Raw genomic sequence first — 23,490 nt, 5'->3', positions numbered from 1 at the left:
TCGCCCCGAAGGGGCGTGAGGCTGCGGCCGCGCGCCGGAGGGGCGGCGCGCGTCGGGGAGGCGTCGGAAGCGGGAAGGGCCGGGATCCGGGGCGGGCTTTCCGGCGAAGGGGTCGGGGAAAAGGACATCGGTCCCTCCAAGTGCGGTCACGCCCGTCGGCGCAAAAGCAGGTGAAGAGATCCGACATCGCGACCACGTCTAAGTCGCCAGAGGGGCCCGGATCCAGGTGATGAGCACGTGGCCCCGTCCCGCTTTCCTGTCAAGACGGCCCCCGAACAATTTGCGAGCCGATAAGGACCGGAACCGGAGCGGGACTTGTACCGGCAATTCCCCCCAACCTATAAAGGGCGATGGCAACATTGCAGGAAGCCCTGGTCGCGGCGCTGGATCATCAGGAGGCCGGGCGCTTCGCCAAGGCCGACACCCTGTATCGCCGCATTCTCGCGGCGTCCCCCGGCCATCCCCATGCGCTTCACCTGTGGGGCATCCTGGCGGCGCTGACCGGCCGGACGGACGAGGCGATCAACCGGATCCGCCGCGCCATCGCCGTCGCGCCCGACATCGCCGATTTCTCCATCAATCTGGCACGGGTCGAGGCCGCGCTGAAGCGGCCGGACCGCGCCGCCCGCCTCTACGCCAACGCCGTCGCCCTGCAGCCGGAGGCGGTGGAACCGCGCTTCCAGCTGGCCGGGTTCCTGCAGGATCTGGGACGGACGGCCGAGGCGGAGGAGCAGTATGGCGCCCTGCTGAGGGTGGCGCCGCTCCACGCCAGCATCCACCTGAACCGGGCGCTGCTGCGGGAGGCGCAGGGGCGGTTCGCCGGGGCGCGGGACGGCTTCCGCGCGGCGCTGGTGCTGGAGCCGGCGCATGCCAGGGCGCTGCTGCGGCTCGCCGCCACAGAGCGGGAACTGGGGCGGGGTGGGGCCGCCATGGCGGCCCAGCGCCGGGCGATGACCGTCTCGGACGATCCGGCGGATGCCGGGCTGTTCTCCACCCTCGCCAGCCTGCTGGCGGGGGAAGGGCTGCCGGAGCGGGCGGCGGAGGCCGCGCGCATCGCCGTGGCGCTCGCCCCCGGCGATCCGGCCTTGTGGAACGAGCTTGCCAACCGGTTGAAGGGGCTGGGGCGGCTTGCGGATTCGGTCGCCGGCTATGGCCGCGGGCTGGCCCTGCTGCCGGGGAACCCGGTGCTGCTGAACAACCGCGCCGACGGCTGGCTGAAGCTGGGCCGGCTGGAACCGGCGGAAGCGGACTCGCGGGCCGCCGTCGCCGCAGAACCCGAATTTGAACCCAAATTTGCCGGGGGCTGGAACACGCTGGGCTCCGTCCTGATGGCGCGGGGAAAGGCCGGCGAGGCGCTGGGCGCCTTCGAACAGGCGGTCAACGCCGATGACGGCGCCCCCCAGGCGCGTTTCAACCGCTCCATCGCCCTGCTGACGCTCGGCCGGCTGGCGGAGGGGTGGGACGACTATGAGCTGGGCTGGGCCGTGCCGTCCGGCCGCTTCCCGCGGGCGGAGTTCCCCCAGCCGCTCTGGGACGGCAGGCCGCTGGGCGACGGCAGACTGCTGGTGTGGGGCGAGCAGGGGCTGGGCGACGAGGTGATGTTCGCCAGCCTGATCCCGCAGCTGGCCGGGGAGGGGGCACGGGTGGTGCTGGACTGCGACGCGCGGCTGGCCCCGCTCTTCGCCCGCGGCCTGCCCCACTGCCTGCCCCACTGCCTGCCGGGCGTCACCGTGGTGGCGCGCGGCGAACCGCCGGACGGACGGCTGACCGCGCCGGACGTGGTCGCGCAGATCCCGGCCGGCAGCCTGCCGCGCCTGATGCGCCGCCGGATCGAGGACTTCGCCGGCCGCCAGCCCGCCTTCCTGAAGGCCGATCCCGACCGGGTGGCCGAACTGCGGCGGCGTCTCGGGGATGGCCGGCGCTTGATCGGGGTTTCGTGGAGCAGCAAGAACGCCGCCGTCGGGCATCTGCGCTCCCTCCCGCTCGCCCGGCTGGCACATGCGCTGGAGCGGCCCGGCGTGAGGCTGGTCAGCCTGCAATATGGCGACGTCGCCGCGGAGGCCGCCGCCGCCGGCGTCACCGATCCGGGGCTGGATGCCTGGGGCGACATCGACGGGCTGGCGGCGCTGATCTCCGCCATGGATCTGGTGGTGTCGGTCGACAACTCGACCGTCCATCTCGCCGGCGGGCTGGGGCGCCCGACCTGGGCGCTGCTTCCCCACAGCGCCGAATGGCGCTGGATGCAGGGGCGCCACGACACGGTCTGGTATCCGTCGGTCAGGCTGTTCCGGCAGACGGCGCCGGGCGACTGGGACAGCGTGCTGCGGAAACTGGGCGAGGCGCTTTTGGTGGGCTGACGGGGCGGGCCGGAGACGCAATTTTGCCCCCGCCATTCGGCTTGCCTTTTGCTTTCAAAAGAACATATTGCGAACATCTTCAAGGGAGAGGGAAGCCTCCACGGTGGATGACGCGCTGCTCGACAAGCTCGAAATTCTCGCCGACGCGGCGAAGTACGACGCCTCCTGCGCGTCGTCGGGGGCGAAGCGGCGGACGGGCGGGCCGGACGGCATCGGCTCGACCACCGGGGCCGGCATCTGCCATGCCTATACGCCGGACGGGCGCTGCGTCTCGCTGCTCAAGATCCTGCTGACCAACTATTGCCTGTTCGACTGCGCCTACTGCATCAACCGCCGCTCCTCCAACGTGCGGCGGGCGCGGTTCAGCGTGGACGAGGTGGTGCGGCTGACGCTGGGCTTCTACAAGCGCAACTGCATCGAGGGGCTGTTCCTGTCCTCCGGCATCATCCGCTCGCCCGATTACACGATGGAGCAGCTGATGCTGGTGGCGCGCACGCTGCGGCGCGACCATGGCTTCGCCGGCTACATCCACCTGAAGACGATCCCGGAGGCCAGCCCCTGGCTGATCGAGCAGGCCGGGCTGTGGGCCGACCGGCTGTCGATCAACCTGGAACTGGCTTCCGACCGCAGCCTGAAGGAGTTCGCGCCGGAGAAGGACGGCACCGCGATCAAGGCGGTGATGGGGCAGGTCGGCGAACGCATCCTGGAGGCCAAGGAGGAGAAGCGCCGCTTCTCCCCCGCCGGGCAGAGCACCCAGATGATCGTCGGCGCCGACGCCTCCACCGACCTGTCGGTGCTGGAGACCAGCGACACGCTCTATCGCCGCTATGGGCTGCGGCGGGTCTATTATTCGGCCTTCAGCCCGATCCCGGAGGCGAGTTCCGCCCTGCCGGCCAAGCCGCCGCCGCTGCAGCGCGAGAACCGGCTGTACCAGGCCGACTGGCTGCTGCGCTATTACGGCTTCACGGTGGAGGAGATCGCCGCCGGGGGCGAGGGCGGGATGCTGGACCTCGGCATCGATCCCAAGCTGGCCTGGGCCCTGAAGAACCGCGAGCGCTTCCCGGTCGACGTCAACAGCGCCGACCGCGAGATGCTGCTGCGCGTGCCGGGGCTGGGCGCGCGGGCGGTCGACAAGATCGTCGAGGCGCGGCGCCACACCACCTTGCGGCTGGAGGATGTGGCCCGGCTGTCGTCCGGGCTGAAGCGGGCGCGCGCCTTCCTGATCGCCGCCGACCACCATCCGGGCGGGCTGACCGACCGCGCCGACCTGCGGCAGCGTCTGGTGGCGCCGCCCAAGCAGCTCAGCCTGTTCTGAGCCGTGTATCGCCCCATGTACCGCGTGGACCTGAAGGACGGCGCCGACCTCGACGGCTTCCGCCGCGCGCTGCGCGGGCTGGTCGCGCTCGGCGCCGATCCGGGCGAGGTGGTGTGGAGCGTCGGGGCGGCGCCGTCGCTGTTCGGGGATGACGCACCTCTGCCGGCGGACGCGCCGCCGGTATCGCTGCCGCGCCCGGTGGGGGCGCTGATCGAAAGCGTGGTCTGCCACCGCGATCCGGAACGCTACGCCCTGTTGCACCGGCTGGTCTGGCGGGTGCTGCGGGGGGAGCGCGACATGCTCGACCACCATGCCGACCCGCTGGTGCACCGGCTGGCGCTGCTGGACAAGGCGGTAAGGCGCGACCTGCACAAGATGCACGCCTTCCTGCGCTTCCGCGAGGTGAGGGATCCTGATGGGGCCGAGCGCTATGTCGCGTGGTTCGAGCCCGACCATTTCATCGTCGAGGCCACCGCCCCCTTCTTCGTCGAGCGCTTCGAGAGTCTGGTCTGGACGATCCTGACGCCGGTGGGCTCGCTGCAGTGGGACCGGCGGTCGCTGACCGTCGGGCCGGCGGCGGTGAAGCCGGAGGGGCTCGACCGTGACGACCGCTTCGCCGAGGGCTGGCAGCGCTATTACGAGAGCACCTTCAACCCGGCGCGGGTGAACCCCGCGGCAATGCGGGCGGAGATGCCGCGGAAATACTGGGCCAATTTGCCGGAGGCGGCGGCCATTCCCGGTATGATCCGCTCCGCGCCTGCGCGGGTGCAGGCGATGATCGAGGCGGAAGCCGCCACCCCCCGCCGCCGCAACCCCGACAAGGCCGTCGCCGCCATGGCCCGGCAGGAGCCGGCGACGCTGGCCGAGCTGAACCGCATCATCCTGGCGGCGGATCCGCTGGTGCCGGGGGCGACGCAGGCGGTGCCGGGCGAGGGGCCGGTGGGAGCCGCCATCGCCATCGTCGGCGAGCAGCCCGGCGACCAGGAGGACCTGGAGGGCCGCCCCTTCGTCGGCCCGGCCGGGCAGCTGCTGACCCGCGCGCTGGAGGAGGCCGGGATCGAGCGCAGCGCCGCCTACCTGACCAACGCGGTGAAGCATTTCAAGTTCGTCGCCCGCGGCAAGCGCCGCCTGCACCAGTCGCCGACCGCCGGCGAGGTGAAGCATTACCGCTGGTGGCTGATGAAGGAGCTGGGCTTCGTCCGCCCGCGTCTGGTGGTGACGCTGGGCGCCACGGCGGCCCTGGCGCTGACCGGACGCAGCGTGTCGGTCCTGCGGGAACGCGGGCCGATGGGCTTCGGCGACTGGAACGGCTTCGTCACCGTCCACCCGTCCTACCTGCTGCGCCTGCCGGCCGGAGAGACGGCGGAGCAGGCCTATCGCGATTTCGTCGCCGACCTGCGGCGGGCGCGGGAGATGGTGGGGGAGCCGCCAGACGCCTGACCGTCACCGTGCCGGTGACGCCCTCAGCCCCGCTCGGGAAACAGTCCCAGCAGTCCGTCGCGCGTGGCGGGGCAGACGCCGCGTTCGGTGATCAGGCCGGTCACCAGCCGGGCCGGCGTGACGTCGAAGGCGTAATTGGCGACCGGGCTGCCGTCGGGGGTGACGCGCACCGTCTCGATCCGGCCGTCGGCGGTGCGGCCGGTCAGCTCGCTCACCTCGCGGCCGTCGCGCTCCTCGATGGGGATGTCGCGCACGCCGTCGCCGATGGTCCAGTCGATGGTCGGCGACGGCAGCCCGACATAGAAGGGCACGCCGTTGTCGTGCGCGGCCAACGCCTTCAGATAGGTGCCGATCTTGTTGCAGACGTCGCCGGTCGCGGTGGTGCGGTCGGTGCCGACGATGCACAGGTCGACCTTGCCATGCTGCATCAGATGGCCGCCGACATTGTCAGCGATGACGGTGTGGGGGACGCCGTGGTGCTTCAGCTCCCAGGCGGTCAGGCTGGCGCCCTGGTTGCGCGGCCTCGTCTCGTCCACCCAGACATGCAGCGGGATGCCCTGCTCGAAGGCGGCATAGACGGGGGCGAGCGCCGTGCCCCAGTCGACGGTGGCGAGCCAGCCGGCGTTGCAGTGGGTCAGCACATTGACCGGCTCACCCGGAACCTTGTTCGCCGCCGCGGCGCGGATCAACGCCGCGCCGTGCAGGCCGATGGAGCGGTTGATCTCGACATCCTCGTCGGCGATGGCCGCGGCCTCCGCCTCGGCGGCCCCGACGCGTTGGGCCTCCGGCAGCGGGGCCAGCAGGCCGCGCATGCGCTCCAGCGCCCAGCGCAGGTTGACCGCCGTCGGGCGGGTCGCCAGCAGGGTGGCGCAGGCCCGCTCCAGCCCGCGGTCGCTGGCGTCGGCGCGCAGGGCCAGGGCCACGCCGTAGGCCGCCGCGGCACCGATCAGCGGGGCGCCGCGCACCAGCATGGCGCGGATGGCGTGGGCGGCCTCCTCCAGGCTGGTCAGGCGGACGACGGCGAAGTCGTGCGGCAGCCGGGTCTGGTCGATGATGGCGACGGCACCCTCGCCGTCCGGCCAGATGGTGCGATAGGCCGTCCCGTCGATCCGCATGACTGACACTCCATCAAAAGCCGGGCTGGCGAGAGTAGTGAGCGGACGGGCCTGCATCAATCTGCTTGTGGCCGCTTGTGGAGGAAGTCCGCTGTTGCCTTCTCCCGGTCTGCCCGGAATAGTCGCACCGGCTTCAGCGGGGAGAGCAGGGCATGAGCAGTGATGCGGTTGGCGAAACGGTTCTGGGGGTGATCGGCGGCAGCGGCCTGTACGACATCGACGGGCTGGAGAACACCCGCTGGGTCAAGGTGACCACGCCCTTCGGCGACCCGTCGGACGAACTGCTGACCGGCGAGCTGGCGGGGCAGAAGCTGGTCTTCCTGCCGCGCCACGGCCGCGGCCACCGCATCCCGCCGTCGGAGCTGAATTTCCGCGCCAACATCCATGCGCTTAAGCAGCTGGGTGTGACCGAGATCCTGTCGGTGTCGGCGGTCGGCTCGCTGAAGGAGCATCTGCCGCCGGGCACCTTCGTGGTGATCGACCAGTTCATCGACCGCACTTTCGCCCGCGACAAAACCTTCTTCGGCAGCGGGCTGGTCGCCCATGTGGCGCTGGGCCATCCGGTCTGCGGCCGGCTGGGCGACCTGATCGAGCAGGCGCTGGTCGAGCTGGACATCCCGCACCAGCGGCGCGGCACCTACATGGTGATGGAGGGGCCGCAATTCTCCACCGTCGCCGAATCGAACCTCTACCGCAGCTGGGGCTGCGACGTCATCGGCATGACCAACATGCCGGAGGCCAAGCTCGCCCGCGAGGCGGAGATGTGCTACGCGACCGTCGCCATGGTCACCGATTACGACTGCTGGCACGAGGGGCACGACCATGTGTCGGTCGATGCGGTGATCCGGGTGGTGGTCGCCAATGCCGGCAGGGCGCGCGCGCTGGTCTCGGCCCTGGCGCCGAAGGTGGCGGGGCGCGAGGGTGCGTGCACCCAGGGCTGCCACACCGCGCTGGACAACGCCATCATGACCGCCCCCTCCCACCGCGATCCGGCGATGCTGGAAAAGCTGTCGCTGATCGTGAAGCGCACGCTGGGGTGATCCACAATGGAAAAAGGTGTCCGCTCCCGATGGAAGCGGACACCCTTCCCCTCATCGGGGCGCTGCCCGGTCAGATCACCCCGCGCCGCCGCAGCTCCTCGATCACCTGGGCGACCATCTCGTCGGTGCCGTGTTCGCCGCCCTTCAAGGTGATCTCCGGGGCTTCCGGCGGCTCGTAGGCGCTGTCGATGCCGGTGAAGTGGGGGAGCTGGCCGGCGCGCGCCTTCCTGTACAGCCCCTTGGGGTCGCGCGCCTCGCAGACCTCCAGCGGCGTATCCATGAAGATCTCCAGGAACTCGCCGTCCTCCACCAGGGTGCGCGCCATCCGGCGCTCCTCGCGGAAGGGGGAGATGAAGCTGACCAGCACGATCAGCCCGGCCTCCACCATCAGCTTCGACACCTCGGCGACGCGGCGGATGTTCTCCACCCGGTCCTCGTCGGTGAAGCCCAGATCCCTGTTCAGGCCATGGCGGACATTGTCGCCGTCCAGGATCATGGTGCGCCGTCCCAGACGGTGCAGCTCCTGCTCCAGCCGGTCGGCGACGCTGGACTTGCCGGAACCGGACAGGCCGGTGAACCACAGCACGCAGGGCTTCTGCAAGTCCCCCGCCCGCGCCGCCTTGTCCACCTTCGTGGCGTGGCGGTGGATGTTGGAGGCGCGGCGCAGGGGGAAGCGGATCATGCCGCAGCCGGCGGTGGCGTTGGTCAGCCGGTCGATCAGGATGAAGCTGCCGGTCTCGCGGCTGTCGGCATAGGCGTCGAACGGGATCGGGCGGTCGAGCGCCAGATTGCAGAAGCCGACGTCGTTGAGATCCAGATGCTTGGCGGCGGCATGCTCCTGGGTGTTGACGTTGATGGAATGCTTCAGCTCCGTCACCTGGGCGCCGACCGTCGCCGTACCGGCCCGCAGCAGATAGGAGCGGCCGGGCAGCAGCGGCTGCTCGTCCATCCACACCACATGGGCGGCGAACTGGTCGGCCACCTCCGGCCGGCCGGCGGCGGCGACGATCATGTCGCCGCGGCTGGCGTCGACCTCGTCAGCCAGCACCAGGGTGACGGCTTGTCCGGGCTCCGCCGTCTCAAGGTCGCCGTCCATGGTGACGAGGCGGGCCACCCGGCTGGTCCGGCCGCCGGGCAGGATGGCGACGTCGTCGCCGACGCGCACCGCGCCGCCGACCACCGTGCCGCTGAAGCCGCGGAAGTCCTGGTTCGGCCGGTTCACCCACTGCACCGCCATGCGGAAGGAGCCGAGCTTCCGCTCCGCCGCGGCGTCGACGCTCTCCAGATGGCCGAGCAGGGTAGGGCCGCCGTACCAGGCCATGGAGTCCGACGGCTTGGTGACGTTGTCGCCGGTCAGCGCGGAGACCGGGATGCAGGTGACGTCGGTGATGCCGATGCGCGCCGCGAAGACGCGGTAGTCGGCGGCGATGCGCTCGAAGGTCTCGCGGTCCCAGCCGACGGCATCCATCTTGTTGACCGCCAGCACGACATGGCGCACGCCAAGCAGCGAGACGATGGTGCTGTGGCGCCGGGTCTGGGTCAGCACGCCCTTGCGCGCGTCGACCAGCAGCACCGCGGCGTCGGCGGTGGACGCGCCGGTGACCATGTTGCGGGTGTACTGCTCGTGGCCCGGCGTGTCGGCGACGATGAACTTGCGGCGCTCGGTGGTGAAGAAGCGGTAGGCGACGTCGATGGTGATGCCCTGCTCGCGCTCCGCCGCCAGCCCGTCGACCAGCAGCGCGAGGTCGAGCTGGCCGGCGCCGGTGGTGCCGAAACGGCCGGAGTCCGTCTCCAGGCTGGCCAGCTGGTCCTCGAACAGGCATTTGCAGTCGTAGAGCAGCCGGCCGATCAGCGTCGACTTGCCGTCGTCCACCGACCCGCAGGTGATGAAGCGCAGCAGGTCCTTGCTGTTCTGGCGGGCGAGATACTCCTGCACCTCCGCAGCGGCATCGGCGGGAGCGATGTCGGAGGTCGCGATGGCGGGAGCGGCGACGGGATCGAGTTCCTTCAGCATCAGAAGTAGCCTTCCTGCTTCTTCGCTTCCATGGAAGCGGCGGCGTCCTGGTCGATCACGCGGCCCTGCCGTTCCGAACTGGTGGACAGCAGCATTTCGCGGATGATCTCGGGCAGGGTGGCGGCGGTGCTACGCACGGCCCCGGTCAGCGGATAGCAGCCGAGCGTGCGGAAGCGCACCCAGGCCATCTCCGGCGTCTCGCCGGGCTTCAGCGGCAGGCGGTCGTCATCGACCATGATGAGCGTGCCGTCACGCTCCACCACCGGGCGCGGCTTGGCGAAATAGAGGGGGACGACCGGGATGTTCTCCTGGTGGATGTATTGCCAGATGTCCAGTTCGGTCCAGTTCGACAGCGGGAAGACGCGGATGCTCTCGCCCTTGTTGATCCGGCCGTTGTAGAGGCTCCACAGCTCCGGCCGCTGGTTCTTCGGCTCCCAGCGGTGGGAAGCCGTGCGGAAGGAGAAGATGCGCTCCTTGGCGCGGCTCTTCTCCTCGTCGCGGCGTGCCCCGCCGAAGGCGGCGTCGAAGCCGTGGGCGTCGAGCGCCTGCTTGAGCCCTTGCGTCTTCATCACGTCGGTGTGGACGGCCGAGCCGTGGGTGAAGGGGCCGATGCCCTGGCGCACGCCGTCCCGGTTGATGTGGACCATCAGGTCGATGCCCAACTCCTGCGCCGTGCGGTCGCGGAATTCGATCATCTCCCGGAACTTCCAGGTCGTGTCGACATGCAGCAGCGGGAAGGGCGGCTTCGACGGATGGAAGGCCTTCATCGCCAGATGCAGCAGCACCGAGCTGTCCTTGCCCACCGAATAGAGCATGACCGGCTTCTGGAACTGGGCCGCCACCTCGCGCATGATGTGGATGCTCTCCGCCTCCAGCCTTTGCAAGTGGGTGAGGCGGGCCGGCGTGGTCAGGATGGCGGGCAAGCTGTCCTCGGAAGCAGGGACGGAACCGGGGGAACCGGTCGCGGCCCCGGAGCGATCCTTGGCCGCGGGGTGGGGGTCGAGCAGTGGATCAAGCAGCATAGCCGGCCTTCTTCTGCATGTCTCCGGCCACGGCGTCGAACACGGTCCGACGCTTGCGCGACCAGTCGATCTGGCGCTTCGACGGGTCGAAGCCTTCGGGTTTCTTGACGGGGGTCCAGCTGACCTCGCCATCGCGGCGCGAGACGCGGGACGATCCCAGGATGGGCAGGTCGCCGATCCGCTCGAACGGATAGCGCTCCTCGCTCAGGTCCAGGAAGCGCAGCAGGTCGCGGGCGGTGCCGTCGGGGGAGGCCACCGCGTCCTCGAAGCGGACCAGACGGCAGGCGTCGGCGCTCATCCGGCTCTGCGCCTCCAGCGCCGCCTCGGTGCCGAAGCTCCATTCACGGCAGACGTCGGCGAAGGTGCGGCCGAGGAAGCGCAGCGGCCAGGTGTCGATGGTGGACTGCACCGCTCGGCGGCCGTCGCGCAGCACGATCAGGCAGCGCTCCGTCGGGAACAGGTAGGGGAAATAGCGCATCATCCGGGTGTGGGGCGACTTGATCACCACCGTCTTGTCCGCCGGGAATTCGGCTTCGATGCGACGGAGGAAGCCACTGACCATATAGCAGAAGGTTTCCAGATCGCTGAACGATTCCCGGTTTCGTTGATAGAGACGCAGGAAGCGCCCCTCATAGATGCGCGCGTCCTCCACCGTGTTCAGGAAGGGAAGCTCCCGGACGCCGTGGGGGTTGACCACCACGTCGGGATGCAGCTCCAGCAGGCTCTGGAGATAGTTGGTGCCGCTGCGCGGCATGACCCCGTGCAGGAAGACGATGCGGGGAGCGGCGCGGGGAGCGGCACCGGCCGCACCGGCGGCGTCCGGCATGATCCCGCGGACCGACTGGGCGACCGACCGCAGATGACGGGCGTTCTCCTCTGTGAACCAGGGATCGAAGAAGCTCGATCTTTCCGTGCTGGGAAGTCTAAGAAGCCGCTTTCCAACAAAACCGATCTCTTTCTGAAGACGATGGACCGCACCGTCACCGAAGTGATTTCTTAACGATGCGGCATAGTGATCGGCTGTCAGGGTCTTTGCATTCCAAAACACAACGGCCTCCTTTTGCGTCACCGCTCCGCCGGGCACTCCGGTTTTTCCCGGACTTCGGCAATCGGTGCGTCTTTCCTGCAAATCGGGCAATCGCCGCTTCTCAAGGCTAGTTATGGCCCTATCGGATGAGCTTTTTTAGCTCTAATCCGGATCTAACCCCATGGGCTTATAAAATTACCGTTGCGACCCCCAATGGTGGATCGCACATCGGATAGCAACCTCATGACAAGGCATGTCCCTATCCTGCGCATAGGAAAGTCGCGTTTGATTTCGACTTGAAGTTTACTGATACGCATAGGACGCGGAACTCCGGCGGTTCCCGTGGCATTAGCCCGGATAGTGCCGACGTTCCGAATGTTTACTGTAAAATTTTCTTTCGTGATAACGGAAATCCCTGGACAGAGTCACCACCTCTCCGATCTTTCGGGTAAACGGGGGAAACCAAAGGTCCGTTCCCCCCCCTGTTCTTTTTCAGGAGGGTCCACCCGGCCAGTCGTTCCCACCCAGCCATTCCCTCTGCCGCCCCTCCGGTGCCGGGGGATGCTTTCGCTTGAACGCCGCCGGGGCGGGAGTTATGGTCGGCCGGCCGCAGACGGGGAATACTCTAAATTGTTCAACTCTCAGTCGGGAAACCCTAAGGTGGCGGGTTTCGGCGCCGGTCCCTTTGCCCTTTTCCAGACCGCCTGGCACCACAGGTCGCTGATCCTGCGGCTGGCCCGGCGGGAGATCGACGCCCGCTATCGCGGCTCCGTGCTGGGCATCGTCTGGGCGGTGCTGAATCCGATCCTGATGCTGGCGGTCTACACCTTCGTCTTCTCGGTGGTGTTCCGCGCGCGCTGGGGCACGCCCAGCGGAGCGGCGGGGGAGAGCAACACCGAATTCGCCCTGCTGCTGTTCTCCGGCCTGATCCTGTTCAACGTGCTGGGCGAATGCCTGAACCGGGCGCCCGGGCTGCTGCTGGAGAACATCAGCTACATCAAGAAGGTGGTCTTCCCGCTGGAGATCCTGCCGCTGGTGTCGCTGGCGGTCGCGCTGTTCAACGCCGGCATCGGCTTCGTCATCCTGCTGGTCTTCCATCTGCTGGTGGCCGGGCTGCCGCCGCTGACCGCCCTGCTGCTGCCGCTGGTGCTGGCGCCCTTGTGCCTGACCACGCTGGGGCTGAGCTGGTTCTTCGCCGCCGCCGGCGTGTTCCTGCGCGACCTGCGGCAGGTGGTGGGGGTGGCCGTCACCGTGCTGATGTTCCTCAGCCCGATCTTCTATCCGATGACCGCGATCCCCGAGCGCTTCCGCGCCATCCTGCACCTGAACCCGATGACCGCGATCCTGGAACAGTCTAAGGACCTGCTGTTCTGGGGCCGCGTCCCGTCGCCGGTGGAGTGGGGACTGGCGACGCTGGGCGCCTGGGTGGTGGCCTGGCTCGGCTATCTCTGGTTCATGAAGACCCGCCGGGGGTTCGCCGATGTCGTCTGAGACCGAGACTCCCGCCGCCAATACCCCCGCCGATACCCCTCCCGCCGATACACCTGTGGTCATCCGGGCCGAGGGGCTGGGCAAGGCCTACGCCATCTTCAAGCGCCCGCAGGACCGGCTGAAGCAGATGCTGGTGCGCGGCCGGCGCAAATATTACGACGAGTACTGGGCGCTGCGCGGCGTCGACCTGGAGGTCCGCCGCGGCGAAACGGTCGGGCTGATCGGCCGCAACGGCTCGGGCAAATCGACCTTCCTGCAGCTGCTCTGCGGCACGCTGACGCCGACCTCCGGCCGCATCGTGGTCGATGGCCGCATCGCGGCGCTGCTGGAGCTGGGCGCCGGCTTCAACCCGGAATTCACCGGGCGCGAGAACGTCTACCTCGCCGCCTCGGTGCTGGGGTTGTCGAACGAGCAGATCGCCCAGCGCTACGACTCAATCGCCGAGTTCGCGGGCATCGGCGACTTCATCGAACAGCCGGTGAAGCTCTATTCCAGCGGCATGTACGCCCGCCTCGCCTTCGCGGTGGCGGCGCATGTCGACGCCGACATCATGATCGTCGACGAGATCCTGGCGGTCGGCGACGCCTCCTTCACCCAGAAATGCATGCGCTTCATCCACCGCTTCAAGGAGCGCGGCACCCTGTTCTTCGTGTCGCACGACACCGGACAGGTGGTGAACCTCTGCGACCGGGTGGTGTGGCTGGACAACGGGTCGGTGCGGGCGATCGGCCCGGCCAAGGAGGTCTGCCACGACTATCTGGCGGCGCTCTACAGCGACCAGGACACCTCGCGCGGCTTCCGCATCGGCGGGGCGCGGCAGGCCCTGCCCCAGGCCAGGCGCGAGGAGCCGGTGGAGGACGCCCGCGCCGCGCTGCTGAAGGCATCCCAGCATCGCAACGCCATCGAGCTGTTCGACTTCAACGACAGCGGCCCCTGGTTCGGCAACCGCGGCGCCACCATCACCAACGTCTCGATCCTGGATGCCGAGGAGCATCCGCTCAGCGTGCTGGAGGGCGGCGAGGTCATCGTGCTGAAGGTGGATTGCCGGGCCGACCAGCAGGTCCACCGCCCCATCGTCGGCTTCTACGTCAAGGACAAGCTGGGCCAGAACCTGTTCGGCGACAACACCTTCCTCAGCTACCAGCTCGATCCCGTCACCATCCCCGCCGGTCAGGACTTCGCCGCCCGCTTCCGCTTCCAGATGCCCTACCTGCCCAGCGGCGACTTCTCCATCACCGTGGCGCTCGCCGAGGGCACGCAGAACGACCATGTGCAGCACCATTGGGTCGAGGACGCGCTGTTCTTCAAGGTCCACGCCAGCCATGTCGTCCGCGGGCTGGTCGGCATGCCGATGCTGGCGATCACGCTGGAGGCGGAGGGGGCCTCCGCCCCGCGCTCCGTCCCTGCGACAAAATAGGGACGGCGCGCCCATAAACCCGGAGTGAGGCAGGAAAACCGCAGTTCCGGCTATTGTGGCCCCCCACCGGACGGTCCGGGGTCAGCGGCTTGCATTCCGCCGGGGTGTCAGCGTATGTCTGTCGGCGGCTGTGACAGGGCCGTCCGGCGCCCGCAGACCGGATGCCCGGATGTCTGGATGCCCGGACTGGGCGACAGGATCGAAGCAGCGGCCGGAAGCCCGGAACGGTCCCGGTGCGGAGGCAGGCAAAACAAGAGGCGACAGGTGGATTCGTTTTTGCAGGACGCAGGTTCCGATACTCTCCATCGCCTCTGCCGGCCGATCAGCTTTCTCACCCCCGATCTCATCGTCGCCCCGCCGTCCTGGCTCGGCCACACGCCCTTCGCGCTGTGGATCACCGAAGCGCTGCGTCCGCGGACCTTCGTCGAGCTGGGGACCCACACCGGCAATTCCTATTCGACCTTCTGCCAGGCGGTGAAGCAGCTTGGGACCGGCACCGCCTGCTTCGCGGTCGATACCTGGCAGGGCGACCCGCAGGCGGGCTATTACGGCGACGAGGTCTACCAGACGCTCGCCGACTTCCACGATCCGCGCTACGCCGCCTTCTCCCGCATGCTGCGGATGACCTTCGACGAGGCGGTCGTCCATTTCGCCGACGGCAGCGTCGACCTGCTGCACATCGACGGCCTGCACACCTACGAGGCGGTGCGCCACGATTTCGAGACGTGGCTGCCGAAGATGAGCGGCCGCGGCGTTGTGCTGTTCCACGACATCAACGTCCGCAAGGGCGATTTCGGCGTCTGGAAGCTGTGGGAGGAGCTGACCGCCCGCTACCCGTCCTTCGGTTTCCTGCATTCCAACGGGCTTGGCGTGCTGGCGGTCGGCGACGATCTGCCGGACGAGATCCGCTGGCTGTTCGAGGCCGGCCGCGACGGCCAGACCGCCCAGCAGATCCGCGCCTTCTTCGACCGGCTGGGCAGCGGCGTCATCGAGACCCAGCAGGCGCAGGAACGCGCCCGCCGGATCCTGGGGCTGGAGCAGGACATCGCCGGCCTGCATCAGGACGTCCGCAGCCGGGTGGACGAGATCCGCGGTCTGATGACCACGGTGGCCGAGCGCAACGAGTCGATCGCTACCCTGCAGCAGTGGATCGCCGACCGCGATGCGCACATCGTCGAACTGGGCGGCGAGATCGGGCAGTTGAACGCACGGATCGCCGCGCTGCAGGACGAAGGCGACGCACTGCGCCGCAACCTGGAGGAGGCCCATGCCGAGGCCGCGCGGCTGCGCGCCGCCAACGACGAGCTGCACGGGGTGGTGCGCGCCCGCGACCATCACATCCACGCCCTGGTCAATTCCACCTCCTGGAAGGTCTCGGCCCCGGTGCGCAAGCTCGGCCGGCTGACGACCGAGCTGCGCCGCTTCCACCGCTCGCGCCGCCACGCCATCGCGCTGGAGCCGTTCCACGACGTCGTCCGGCTGGAGGACGGCCGTTTCGAGACCCAGGGGGTCGATCCCGCCTTCCGGCTGGTCTCCGACCAGGGCCGCTGCCCGGCCGGCTGGTGCGTCATCCGCTATCGCGTCGCCGACGCCACGGTGCCGCTGGCCCCGGTGCTCTACATCGATTGCGGCACCGGCTTCGGCGAAGGGGGCATGCTGCGCCTGCCGCCGGTGGTCGACGGCGAGGCGGAGGCCCTGGTGCTGCTGCCCTACGAGACCAAGGCCCTGCGGCTCGACCCGACCGACCGGCCGGCGCGCTTCCGGCTGGAGGATGTGACGGTCGAGGAGATCGGCAAGCTCCAGGTCCTGCAGCGGGCGCTGAAGACCTATCAGGGCCAGGCCTTCCGCGGGCTGACCTATCTGCGCCAGCACGGTCTGGCGGCGACCAAGCACAAGCTGCTGCAGGATCTGCAGCCGAACACGCTGGTCACCGATTACGAGAGCTGGATCCGGCTCTACGACACGCTGACCCCCTTCGACCGCCAGTCGATCGCCGAGGCCATCGGCCGGATGACGCGGCGGCCGCTGATCTCCGTGGTCATGCCGGTCTACAACACGCCGGAGCCCTATCTGCGCCGCGCGCTCGACACGGTGCTGGCCCAGCTCTACCCGCATTGGGAATTGTGCATCGCCGACGACGCCTCCACCGCCCCGCATGTGGCGACGGTGCTGGCGGACTATGCCGCGCGCGACCCCCGCATCAAGACGATGCGGCGCGAGGCGAACGGCCACATCTCCGCCGCCAGCAACAGCGCGCTGGATCTGGCCTCGGGCGAGTTCGTCGCCCTGATGGACCATGACGACGAACTGCCGCCGCACGCCCTCTACATGGTGGCGGAGGAGATCGAGCGGCACCCGGACGCCGACGTGATCTACTCCGACGAGGACAAGATCGACGAGAACGGCCGGCGCTACGACCCCTATTTCAAGACCGACTGGAACCCCGACCTGTTCCACGGCCAGAACATGGTCAGCCATCTGGGCGTGTTCCGCCGCAGCCTGCTGGTGGAGATCGGCGGCTTCCGCGTCGGCTACGAGGGCAGCCAGGATTACGATCTGGTGCTGCGCGCGGTGGAGAAGACCACGGCGCCGCGCATCCGCCACATCCCGATGATCCTCTATCACTGGCGGGTGTTCTCCGCCTCCTCCTCCTTCTCGACCGTGGCGCTGCCGACCGCCACCGACGCGGCGCGCCGGGCATTGCAGGATCATTTCCAGCGCACCGGCCAGCCGGTGCGGGTGGAGCCGGCGCCGGGGGCCGAATGGTACACCCGCGCCGTCTATCCGGTGCCGGAGCCGGCGCCGCTGATCTCGCTGCTGGTGCCGACCCGCGACAAGGTCGACCTGCTGCGCCAGTGCGTCGAAGGGCTGCTGACCGAGACCGACTATCCGAACCTGGAAGTCATCGTCCTCGACAACAACAGCGAGGAGAAGGAGACGCTCGACTATTTCGCCTCGCTGCAGGGGCGCGAGCGGGTGCGGGTACTGCGCTATGACGGCCCCTTCAACTTCTCCGCCATCAACAATTTCGGCGTGCGCGCGGCCAAGGGCGAACTGATCGGCCTGATCAACAACGACATCAAGGTGATCCATCCGGGCTGGCTGACCGAGATGGTCGCCCATGCCCTGCGGCCGGAGGTGGGAGCGGTCGGCGCCAAGCTCTATTACGGGGACGACACCATCCAGCATGCCGGCGTCATCACCGGCATCAACGGGGTGGCCAACCACATCCACAAGCATTTCGCCCGCGAGCATCCCGGCCATTTCGCCCGGCTGATGCTGACGCAGAACATGTCCTGCGTCACCGCCGCCTGCCTGGTGATGCGCAAGGCGGTGTTCGAGCAGGTCGGCGGGCTGAACGAGGAGCATCTGGCCGTCGCCTTCAACGACGTCGATCTCTGCCTCAAGGTCCGCGACGCCGGCTATTTCCTGGTATGGACGCCGCATGCCGAGCTGTACCACCTGGAATCGGCCTCGCGCGGGTCGGACATGGCGCCCGACAAGATCGCCCGCTTCAAGCGCGAGATCGCCTACATGCAGGAACGCTGGGGCCGGTCGCTGATCGAGGATCCCTTCTACAACCCGAACCTGACCCTGGATGCGTCCGACTTCGGTCTGGCCTTCCCGCCGCGCACGGTCAGGCCCTGGCTGCGCAAGGAGCAGCCGGCGGCCCGCAAAGAGCTTCAGAAGGAAAGCATCTGAGCCATGGACGTCGTCTCCCTCGACATTCCCGACGTTAAGATCATCCGCCCGAAGAAGTTCGGCGACCATCGCGGCTTCTTCTCGGAGACCTACACCAAGAAGACGTTCGAGGCGGCCGGGCTGCATTACGACTTCGTCCAGGACAATCACTCGCTGTCGGCCGAGGTCGGCACGGTGCGCGGCCTGCATTTCCAGCTGCCGCCCTTCGCCCAGGACAAGCTGGTGCGGGTGGTGCGCGGCGCCATCCTGGACGTGGCGGTCGACATCCGCAAAGGCTCCCCCACCTTCGGCCGGCATGTCAGCGCGGTGATCAGCGCGGCGGAATGGAACCAGATCCTGGTGCCGATCGGCTTCGCCCACGGCTTCTGCACGCTGGAGCCGGACACCGAGGTCATCTACAAGGTGACCAACTATTATTCGCCCGAGCATGACCGCGGCCTGCTGTGGAACGATCCGGAACTGGGCATCGACTGGCCGGTGTCGGCGGACAAGGCGCAGCTGTCGGCCAAGGATCACAAGCATCCGACCTTCGCCCAGCTTGGCGACTGGTTCTGACGGCGCTATTGGATTTCGGCTCTTTTTTGCCCGGTGGGGCGTGCGGCCCCGTTCTTGGCGGTAAGGTGGTTTGATGACGCGCATTCTCGTCACCGGCGGCGCCGGTTTCATCGGCTCGGCGGTGGTCCGCCAGCTTCTCGCCGAAACCGACGCCTTCGTCGTCAATGTCGACAAGCTGACCTACGCGGCCAACCTGTCCTCCCTGCCGGGCGCCGAGGGCAACCCCCGCTACGCCTTCGAGAAGGTCGACATCTGCGACGCCGCCGAGCTGAGGCGGGTGTTCGACACCCACCAGCCCGACGCGGTGATGCATCTGGCCGCCGAATCCCATGTCGACCGCTCGATCGACGGGCCGGGCGAGTTCATCCAGACCAATGTCGTCGGCACCTTCCGCCTCTTGGAAGCGGCGCGCGGCTACTGGTCGGCCCTGCCGGCGGACCGCAAGGAGCGCTTCCGCTTCCATCACATCTCGACCGACGAGGTGTTCGGCACGCTGGGCGAGGACGGCTTCTTCACCGAGACCACCGCCTACAGCCCCAACTCGCCCTATTCGGCCAGCAAGGCGTCGAGCGACCATCTGGTCCGCGCCTGGCACGAGACCTACGGGCTGCCGGTGGTGCTGACCAACTGCTCCAACAATTACGGCCCCTACCATTTCCCGGAGAAGCTGATCCCGCTGATGATCCTCAAGGGTCTGGCGGGCGAGAAGCTGCCGGTCTACGGCAAGGGCGACAACATCCGCGACTGGCTCTATGTCGAGGACCATGCCCGCGCCCTGCGGCTGGTGCTGGAGAAGGGCCGGATCGGCGAGAGCTACAACATCGGCGGCCACAACGAGCGCACCAACCTGGAGGTCGTCCGCGCCATCTGCGCGCATCTGGACGAGATGGACCCGGCCGGCGCCCCGCACGACCGCCTGATCAGCTTCGTCACCGACCGCCCCGGCCATGACAAGCGCTATGCCATCGACGCCGGCAAGATCGAGCGCGAGCTGGGCTGGACCCCGCAGGAGACCTTCGAGAGCGGTCTGCGCAAGACGGTCGCCTGGTATCTGGAGAACCGTGACTGGTGGCAGGCCATCCTGAACGGCTCCTACCGCGGCGAACGGCTGGGCCTGACGGAAGAAGGAGCGGCCCAATGAAGGTTCCCATGAAAGTCCTGGTTCTCGGCAGCAACGGCCAGCTCGGCTTCGAGCTGATGCGGGCCAACTGGGCGCCGGGCACCGATGTGGTGGGGCTGCCCTATCCCGAGTTCGACGTGACCCGGCCGGGCGACGTGGAGAAGGCGGTCGCCACCCACGCGCCGGACCTGCTGGTCAACGCCACCGCCCACACCGCCGTCGACAAGGCCGAGAGCGAGGTCGACCTGTCCTTCGCCATCAACCGCGACGGGCCGGGCGCCATGGCGGCGGCCTGTGCGGCGCGCGGCATCCCCTTCATCCATGTGTCGACCGACTATGTGTTCGACGGGACGAAGGACGGCATCTATACCGAGGACGACCCGATCAACCCGCTGGGCGTCTATGGCGCCAACAAGGCGGCGGGCGAGGAGGCGGTGCGCCAGGCCTCCCCGCATCACGTCATCCTGCGCACCTCCTGGGTCTACAGCGCCTACGGCAACAACTTCGTCAAAACGATGCTGCGCTTCGGCAAGGAGCGCGAGGAGATGCGGGTGGTCGCCGACCAGCACGGCTCCCCCACCGCCGCCGCCGACCTCGCCGCCGCCATCGTGCAGATCGCCCAGACCATCGAGAAGACCGGCGCCGCCGCCTGGGGCACCTACCACCTGACCGGCAGCGGCTATACCACCTGGCATGATTTCGCCGACCATATCTTCCGGCGGCTGGAAGAGCGCACCGGCAAGCGGCCGCGCCTGACCGCCATCGGCACCGCCGACTACCCGACCCCGGCGCGCCGCCCGGCCAATTCGCGGCTGGACTGCAGCCGCGCCAGGGAGCGTCTCGGCGTCGCCTGCCCGCCGTGGCAGGAGAGCGTTGACCGCGTGATCGACGAGCTGTTCACCAACCCGCCGCAGGCGTGAGGACGAGGACCATGAAGGGCATCATCCTGGCCGGCGGGTCCGGCACCCGGCTCTACCCGGTGACGCGGGCGATCAGCAAGCAGCTGCTGCCGATCTACGACAAGCCGATGATCTATTTCCCGCTGAGCACCCTGATGCTGGCGGGCATCCGCGACATCCTGGTCATCACCACCCCGCACGACCAGCCGCTGTTCCAGACGGTGCTGGGCGACGGGTCGCAGTGGGGCCTGAACCTGACCTACGCGATCCAGCCCTCGCCCGACGGGCTGGCCCAGGCCTTCATCATCGGCCGCGAGTTCGTCGGCAACGACAGTTGCGCCCTGGTTCTCGGCGACAACATCTTCTACGGCCACGGCCTGACCAACATCCTGCGCGCCGCCGGCGAGAAGACCGAGGGCGCCAGCGTCTTCGCCTATGCCGTGCGCGACCCCGAACGCTACGGCGTGGTGGAGTTCGACGGCGAGGGCCGGGCGCTGAGCATCGAGGAGAAGCCGGTCGCGCCGCGCTCCAAATGGGCGGTGACGGGGCTCTATTTCTACGACAACGACGTGCTGGACATCGCCGCCGCGGTGAAGCCGTCGGCCAGAGGCGAGCTGGAGATCACGTCCGTCAACGCCGCCTATCTGGATCAGGGCCGGCTGTCGGTCGAGCAGATGGGCCGCGGTTACGGCTGGTTCGACACCGGCACCCACGACAGCCTGCTGGAGGCGGCGGAGTTCGTCCGCACCATCCAGCACCGCCAGGGCCTGCAGATCGCCTGCCCGGAGGAGATCGCCTACACCTCCGGCTGGATCGACGCCGAGCAGGTGCGCCGCCTGGCCGAGCCGCTGAAGAAGAACGATTACGGGCGTTACCTGCTTGGGCTGCTCGGCTGACGCCGTTCCAACCGGGCAGAAAGGAAGCCATGCAGGCCCTGACCAACCGAAAGCGTGTCCTCGTCACCGGCGGCGCCGGCTTCCTGGGTTCCCATCTGTGCGACCGGCTGCTGGCGGCCGGGAACGACGTGCTGTGCGTCGACAACTTCTTCACCGGCAGCCGCGACAACGTCCTGCACCTGCTAAACAACCCGCATTTCGAGCTGATGCGCCACGACGTGACGTTTCCGCTCTATGTCGAGGTTGACGAGATCTACAACCTCGCCTGTCCGGCCTCGCCGATCCATTACCAGCACGATCCGGTGCAGACGACCAAGACCTCGGTCATCGGCGCCATCAACATGCTGGGGCTGGCCAAGCGGGTGCACGCGCGGATCATGCAGGCCTCGACCTCGGAGGTCTACGGCGACCCGGCGGTGCATCCGCAGCCCGAGGAATATTGGGGCAACGTGAACACCATCGGCCCGCGCGCCTGCTATGACGAGGGCAAGCGCTGCGCCGAGACGCTGTTCTTCGACTATCACCGCCAGCACAGGCTGGACATCAAGGTCATCCGCATCTTCAACACCTACGGCCCGCGCATGCACCCCAGCGACGGGCGCGTGGTGTCGAACTTCATCATCCAGGCGCTGAAGGGCGAGCCGATCACCATCTACGGCGACGGCCAGCAGACGCGCTCCTTCTGCTATGTCGACGACCTGATCGAAGGCTTCCTGCGCTTCATGGACACGCCGGCGGGCATCACCGGGCCGATCAACCTGGGCAATCCCGGCGAGTTCACCATGCTGGAACTGGCGGAGAAGGTGATCCGCCTGACCCGCTCGTCCTCGACGATCGAGCACAAGCCGCTGCCGCAGGACGACCCCAAGCAGCGCCGCCCCGACATCGCCAAGGCCCGCGCGCTGATGGACTGGGAACCGGCGGTTCCGCTGGACGAGGGGCTGGACCGCACCATCGCCTATTTCCGCGGTCGGTTCTTCGGGTGAGGAAGCCGTATGTAAAAAGGGCGCCAGCCTTTCGACCGGCGCCCTCTTTCTCTTTGCTCTTCCAAACTCACCCCTACCGGACCAACCGCTCCTCCCAGGCGAGCGCCGAGGCCACGATGGTCTCCAGGTCGGCGTGGCGCGGGGTCCAGTCGAGCGTGCGGCCGATGCGCTCCACACCCGCCACCAGGGCCGGGGGATCGCCGGCGCGGCGCGGGCCGATGCGCATCGGCAGCGGCTTGCCGGTCACCCGCTCCACCATCGACAGCACCTCGCGCACCGAATAGCCGCGGCCATAGCCGCAGTTCAGCACCTCCGACGCGCCGCCCGCCTCCAGATGGCGGAGCGCCGCGACATGGGCGTCGGCGAGGTCGCTGACATGGATGTAGTCGCGCACGCAGGTGCCGTCCGCCGTGTCGTAGTCGTCGCCGAAGATCTGCAGCTCCGCCCGCTGGCCGGTGACGGTCTGGGCGGCGATCTTGATCAGGTGGGTGGCGACCTTCGACACCTGTCCGGAACGGCCCTGCGGGTCGGCCCCGGCGACGTTGAAATAGCGGAGCGCGACGTAGCGCAGCGGATGGGCCGCGGCGCTGTCGCGCAGCATCCATTCCGTCATCAGCTTGGAGGAGCCGTAGGGGTTGATCGGGCTGGTCGGCGTCTGCTCGTCGATCGGCAGGCGCTCCGGCATGCCGTAGACGGCGGCGGTGGAGGAGAAGATGAAGCGGCCGACCCCAGCCTCGACGCAGGCCTCGATCAGGGCGTGGCTCTTCACCGTGTTGTTGCGGTAGTAGGCGAGCGGCCGCTCCACCGATTCCGGCACGACGATGCTGCCGGCGAAATGCATCACGGTGCCGATGCCGTGGCGGGCGAAGGTCCCGGCCAGCAGCGCCTTGTCGCCGACGTCGCCCTCGACCAGGGGCACGCCGTCGGGGATCGCCTGGCGCCGGCCGGTGGACAGATCGTCCAGCACCACGAGGGCGCGTCCCTGGTCGCGCAGCGCCAGCACCACATGGGAGCCGATATAGCCGGCGCCGCCGGTCACCAGCACGGTCGCGTTGTCGCTCCTGGTCATGGTCCGCTCTTCGTCGTTGGGCGTC

The 23,490-nt window shown here is 68.4% G+C and carries 17 protein-coding genes; 12 read left to right on the top strand and 5 right to left on the bottom strand.

The window, feature by feature from the left end:
* Positions 1 to 350: 350 nt before the first annotated feature.
* The 3 genes from FZ938_RS31400 (at position 351) to FZ938_RS21295 (ending at position 5,112) form a co-directional block, all read left to right on the top strand.
* Positions 351 to 2,357 (top strand): tetratricopeptide repeat protein, encoded by a 2,007-nt coding sequence (locus FZ938_RS31400; protein ID WP_149200441.1) that lies wholly within the window; start codon positions 351 to 353, stop codon positions 2,355 to 2,357.
* 103 nt (positions 2,358 to 2,460) lie between these two features.
* On the top strand, positions 2,461 to 3,672 hold the full coding sequence (locus FZ938_RS21300; protein ID WP_149200440.1) for a putative DNA modification/repair radical SAM protein: 1,212 nt from the start codon (positions 2,461 to 2,463) through the stop codon (positions 3,670 to 3,672).
* Positions 3,673 to 3,687: 15 nt separating this feature from the next.
* Positions 3,688 to 5,112 carry a UdgX family uracil-DNA binding protein gene (locus tag FZ938_RS21295; RefSeq protein ID WP_149200439.1) on the top strand — a complete coding sequence of 475 codons (1,425 nt, stop codon included), beginning with the start codon at positions 3,688 to 3,690 and terminating at the stop codon, positions 5,110 to 5,112.
* Positions 5,113 to 5,135: 23 nt separating this feature from the next.
* Here the strand turns inward: FZ938_RS21295 and mtnA are convergent, their stop codons facing one another.
* Positions 5,136 to 6,227: an S-methyl-5-thioribose-1-phosphate isomerase gene (gene mtnA, locus FZ938_RS21290; RefSeq protein ID WP_149200438.1), complete on the bottom strand. Its 1,092-nt coding sequence runs from the start codon at positions 6,225 to 6,227 to the stop codon at positions 5,136 to 5,138.
* Between the two features lie 152 nt (positions 6,228 to 6,379).
* On the opposite strand from mtnA, the gene FZ938_RS21285 reads away from it, so the two are divergent.
* The gene (locus FZ938_RS21285; protein WP_149200437.1) at positions 6,380 to 7,267 is read left to right on the top strand and encodes an S-methyl-5'-thioadenosine phosphorylase; all 888 of its coding nucleotides are present in this window, start codon (positions 6,380 to 6,382) and stop codon (positions 7,265 to 7,267) included.
* Between the two features lie 70 nt (positions 7,268 to 7,337).
* Here FZ938_RS21285 and cysN read toward each other — a convergent pair whose 3' ends face one another.
* Genes cysN through FZ938_RS21270 form a run of 3 tightly spaced genes read right to left on the bottom strand, consistent with a single transcriptional unit; the run spans position 7,338 to position 11,129 of the window.
* Complete coding sequence (gene cysN / locus FZ938_RS21280) at positions 7,338 to 9,281, bottom strand: sulfate adenylyltransferase subunit CysN (protein WP_149200436.1); 1,944 nt, start codon at positions 9,279 to 9,281, stop codon at positions 7,338 to 7,340.
* Positions 9,281 to 10,303, bottom strand: a complete 1,023-nt coding sequence (gene cysD / locus FZ938_RS21275; RefSeq protein WP_281497566.1) for a sulfate adenylyltransferase subunit CysD — start codon at positions 10,301 to 10,303, stop codon at positions 9,281 to 9,283. The genes cysN and cysD overlap by 1 nt, the downstream gene beginning before the upstream one ends.
* The gene (locus tag FZ938_RS21270; protein WP_149200435.1) at positions 10,293 to 11,129 is read right to left on the bottom strand and encodes a sulfotransferase family protein; all 837 of its coding nucleotides are present in this window, start codon (positions 11,127 to 11,129) and stop codon (positions 10,293 to 10,295) included. The genes cysD and FZ938_RS21270 overlap by 11 nt, the downstream gene beginning before the upstream one ends.
* Positions 11,130 to 11,990: 861 nt before the next feature.
* Here FZ938_RS21270 and FZ938_RS21265 point away from each other — a divergent pair.
* From FZ938_RS21265 to FZ938_RS21230, 8 genes are all read left to right on the top strand, one after another.
* Complete coding sequence (locus tag FZ938_RS21265; RefSeq protein WP_149200434.1) at positions 11,991 to 12,821, top strand: ABC transporter permease; 831 nt, start codon at positions 11,991 to 11,993, stop codon at positions 12,819 to 12,821.
* Positions 12,811 to 14,238, top strand: a complete 1,428-nt coding sequence (locus tag FZ938_RS21260) for an ABC transporter ATP-binding protein (RefSeq protein WP_149200433.1) — start codon at positions 12,811 to 12,813, stop codon at positions 14,236 to 14,238. Before FZ938_RS21265 ends, FZ938_RS21260 begins: the two co-directional genes overlap by 11 nt.
* 264 nt (positions 14,239 to 14,502) lie before the next feature.
* Positions 14,503 to 17,940, top strand: a complete 3,438-nt coding sequence (locus tag FZ938_RS21255) for a glycosyltransferase family 2 protein (RefSeq protein WP_246457177.1) — start codon at positions 14,503 to 14,505, stop codon at positions 17,938 to 17,940.
* Between the two features lie 3 nt (positions 17,941 to 17,943).
* Positions 17,944 to 18,495 carry a dTDP-4-dehydrorhamnose 3,5-epimerase gene (gene rfbC / locus FZ938_RS21250; RefSeq protein WP_149200431.1) on the top strand — a complete coding sequence of 184 codons (552 nt, stop codon included), beginning with the start codon at positions 17,944 to 17,946 and terminating at the stop codon, positions 18,493 to 18,495.
* A gap of 73 nt (positions 18,496 to 18,568) precedes the next feature.
* The gene (gene rfbB / locus FZ938_RS21245) at positions 18,569 to 19,636 is read left to right on the top strand and encodes a dTDP-glucose 4,6-dehydratase (protein ID WP_149200430.1); all 1,068 of its coding nucleotides are present in this window, start codon (positions 18,569 to 18,571) and stop codon (positions 19,634 to 19,636) included.
* Entirely contained in the window at positions 19,633 to 20,535 is a 903-nt protein-coding gene (gene rfbD / locus FZ938_RS21240; RefSeq protein ID WP_246457175.1) for a dTDP-4-dehydrorhamnose reductase, read from the top strand. Before rfbB ends, rfbD begins: the two co-directional genes overlap by 4 nt.
* Positions 20,536 to 20,546: 11 nt before the next feature.
* Positions 20,547 to 21,410, top strand: a complete 864-nt coding sequence (gene rfbA / locus FZ938_RS21235) for a glucose-1-phosphate thymidylyltransferase RfbA (protein WP_149200429.1) — start codon at positions 20,547 to 20,549, stop codon at positions 21,408 to 21,410.
* A 29-nt stretch (positions 21,411 to 21,439) separates the two neighbouring features.
* Entirely contained in the window at positions 21,440 to 22,396 is a 957-nt protein-coding gene (locus FZ938_RS21230) for a UDP-glucuronic acid decarboxylase family protein (protein ID WP_149200428.1), read from the top strand.
* Between the two features lie 73 nt (positions 22,397 to 22,469).
* Here FZ938_RS21230 and galE read toward each other — a convergent pair whose 3' ends face one another.
* Positions 22,470 to 23,465: a UDP-glucose 4-epimerase GalE gene (galE, locus tag FZ938_RS21225; RefSeq protein WP_149200427.1), complete on the bottom strand. Its 996-nt coding sequence runs from the start codon at positions 23,463 to 23,465 to the stop codon at positions 22,470 to 22,472.
* Positions 23,466 to 23,490: the final 25 nt, after the last annotated feature.

Origin of the sequence: Azospirillum oryzae, from assembly GCF_008364795.1 — a bacterium.
In the GTDB taxonomy this organism is placed as follows: domain Bacteria; phylum Pseudomonadota; class Alphaproteobacteria; order Azospirillales; family Azospirillaceae; genus Azospirillum; species Azospirillum oryzae.
The sequence above is the reverse complement of the archived record's forward strand: the minus strand, read 5'-3'. Positions and strand labels throughout refer to the sequence as shown.